The sequence below is a fragment of the Acidimicrobiales bacterium genome (assembly GCA_036399815.1).
Taxonomy (GTDB): domain Bacteria; phylum Actinomycetota; class Acidimicrobiia; order Acidimicrobiales; family DASWMK01; genus DASWMK01.
Genome location: DASWMK010000087.1, coordinates 1 through 3,005, shown reverse-complemented (window position 1 = coordinate 3,005; position 3,005 = coordinate 1). Strand labels below are relative to the sequence as shown.

At 78.7% G+C, this 3,005-nt stretch carries 3 protein-coding genes; all 3 read right to left on the bottom strand.

Translation table 11 applies throughout. The annotated features are described in order from the left end of the window. Window positions 1–322 (bottom strand): hypothetical protein (locus VGB14_06355; GenBank protein HEX9992529.1); only part of this gene is annotated, 322 nt, incomplete at its 3' end. Window positions 323–1,084: 762 nt separating this feature from the next. Beyond that, entirely contained in the window at window positions 1,085–2,044 is a 960-nt protein-coding gene (locus tag VGB14_06350) for an LLM class F420-dependent oxidoreductase (GenBank protein HEX9992528.1), read from the bottom strand. A 56-nt stretch (window positions 2,045–2,100) separates the two neighbouring features. After that, the coding region (locus VGB14_06345) for a M23 family metallopeptidase (GenBank protein HEX9992527.1) at window positions 2,101–3,005 on the bottom strand (905 nt) is incomplete at its 5' end.

Sequence of the window (3,005 nt, the reverse complement as noted above, 5' to 3'; positions counted from 1 at the left end):
CTGGGTCGTCCAGGCCGACCTCGAGGCCCTGCCCGTCCGCCGCCGGGCGCTCGGCGGCGCCTGGGCCCGCTGCTCGTACCTGCACCTCCCCCGCTCCCGGGTCCCCCTCGCCCTCGCCGACCTGCACCGGGCCCTCACCCCCGGCGCCCCGGTCGCCATCCGGGTGCTGGCCGGCGACCAGGAGCTCGACCCGCTCGACGGCGACGACTTCCCCGGCCGGCGGTTCTCGGCCTGGCCGGCGCCGCTGCTGGCCGACGTGCTGGCGGGCGCCGGGCTCGACGTCCACCGCCTGGTCGAGGAGGCGGCCGGCGACCGGCGCCACCACCTGTGGGTGGAGGCGACACGGGCGAGGACCCTCCCGGACGTGGTCGGGCCGGGCATGCGCCTCCTCGTCTGCGGGCTCAACCCGAGCCTCTACGCGGCCGACGCCGGCGTCGGCTTCGCCCGGCCCGGCAACCGGTTCTGGCCCGCCGCCCTCGCCGCCGGCCTCGTCTCCCGGCCGCTCGACGCCCGCCACGCGCTCACCGAGCACGGCGTGGGGATGACCGACCTGGTCAAGCGGGCGACGGTGGCGGCCGCCGAGGTGACGGCCGAGGAGTACCGGGCCGGCGTCGAGCGGGTGGCCCGGCTGGCCGCGTGGCTGCGGCCCGGCGCCGTGTGCCTCGTGGGCCTGAGCGGCTGGCGGGCGGCCGTGGACCGTCGGGCCGTGGCCGGCCGCCAGCCCGGGGACCTCGGCGGCGTGCCCGTCTACCTGATGCCGAACCCGAGCGGGCTGAACGCCCACGCCACGCCGGCGATCGTCGCCGACCACCTGCGGGCGGCCGCGGCGCTCGCCGACGGGGAGGGGTGTCACGGGGCCGGGACGGGCCCGGCCCCGGGACGGACGGACCGACGGCGGGGAGGGGGAACCACCACCGGCCCGATCGGTCCGGCACCGCCCGCCGGTGGACGGGTCCGTTCTATCGCCGGCCGGTGCGGACGCCGTGGTCGGGCCCGGCGCCATCGGTCACACGGCGGCGGGCGGCCGGCCCGGCGCCGCCGCTCAGCCGGGGACGCAGCGCCGCCTACACGGGGCGGCCGCCGCTCAGGCGGGGGCGAGGTCGCGCACGGCCCGGCGCTGGTCGACCCCGAACGGGAGCACGGCCAGCACCGGCGTCGTGACCCCCGCCTCGACGTAGCGGGCCACGTGCTCCCGGCACGCCTCGGGGGCGCCGTGGACGATCAGCTCGTCGACCACGTCGTCGGGCACGGCGGCGGCGGCTGCCTTGCGGTCGCCCGCCCGCCACGCCGTCCACATCCCGGCCAGCCGGTCGCCCCGGCCCAGCCACTCGTGGAAGGCGGCGTACACGGGCACGTTGAGGTAGGCGGCGACGGCGAAGCGACCGGCGGCGCGGACGGCGTCGGCGTCGGTCGACGGGCAGACGAAGATGCGGGCGACGATCTCCTTGCCCGGCCCGCCCTCGTGGACGATGGGCGCCACCCGCCGCACGTCCTCGGCCGACAGCCAGTTGACGACGGCCCCGTCGCCCTCCCGACCGGCCAGGCGCAGCATGCCCTCCCGCAGCGCGGCGACGAGGACGGGCACGGGCTGCTCGGGCACGACGCCGAGGCGGAACCCCCGCACCGTGAACGTGTCGAACTCGCCCGACACCTTCTCCCCGGCCATGGCCGCCCGGAGGAAGCGCACGACGTCGCGGGTCCGCCGGTACGGCTCCCGGAACGGGATCCCGTTCCAGCCCTCGACGATGACGTCCGACGAGGTGCCGACGCCGAGCACGAACCGGCCGGGCGCGGCCTGGGCCAGCGACCCGGCGCACTGGGCCAGGCAGGCCGGGCCCCTCGTGAAGGCGGGGACGATGGCCGTGCCGAGGCGGAGGGTCGGCGCCCACTGGGAGGCGAGCGCGAGCGGCGTGAACGCGTCGGCCCCGTTGGCCTCGCTCGACCACGCGTCCGTGTAGCCGAGGTCGGCCAGCTCGGCCACCCACTCCCGCTGGGCGTGGAGCGGCGCGCCGTCGAACGGGATGGTCATGCCGTAGCGCTGCACCGGCCATTGCTAGCACCGGCCGTCGCCGCCGACGGCGGCCCGGCCGGGGCCGGGGGTCAGCCGGCGGCGCGGCGGCGGACGGCGGCCCGGGAGCGGCGCTGGTGGAACGCCGCCAGCAGGACGGCGATGCCCGACAGCACGAGGCCCGTGTCCACCGGCCGGTCCGAGCCGGCCCCGATGTCGGCGATCGGGGCGGCGGCCACCTCGCCGGTGACGGCGCCGAGCACGACGGACGGCGTGGTCGTGCTGACCACCCTGGCCGGCGTGGCCGCCGGGTCGGCCTCCGGGGCCCGGCGGCGGGCCGGCCCGTCGAGGGCGGCGACGTCGGCGACGAGCGTGATCGCCGAGCGGGCGGCGTCGCAGCTCGAGGCCAGGTCGGTGGCCTGGCCGGCCGCCTCGGCCAGCCAGCCGTCGAGGATCGGCTTCGGGTTGACGGCGGCGCCGCCGTTCGGGTGGACCTCGAAGTGCAGGTGGGTCTCGCCGCCCTTGGCGTTGCCGGAGTCGCCGACGAAGCCGACGACGTCGCCGGTGCGGACCCGCTGCCCCGTGGCGAGGCCCCGGACCGTCCCGTCCAGGTGGGCCAGGTAGTAATAGGTGCCGGTGGCGTCGGTGACGTAGACGGCCAGGCCGCCGACCGGCCCGTTGGAGATGCGCACGGTGCCGTCGGCCGGCGAGCGGACCGGGGTGCCCCGGTCGGCGAACACGTCGGTCCCCTGGTGCAGGTGGAACGAGGGGACGAAGCGCGGGAAGTGCCAGTCGTTGATGTACGTCGCCGCGCCGGCCACCGGGAAGCGGCCGGGCACCGAGCCGGGGACCCGCATGGGGCCGCAGGCGTCGAGGTCGGCGAGCGCGTCGTCCAGGGCGGCCGTGCTCGACGGCGGGCTCCAGTCCGGCGGCGGAACGGCGGCCTCGGGGGCCGGGGCCGGGGCGGGGGTGGGCGCCGAGGTGGACGGCGCCGGCG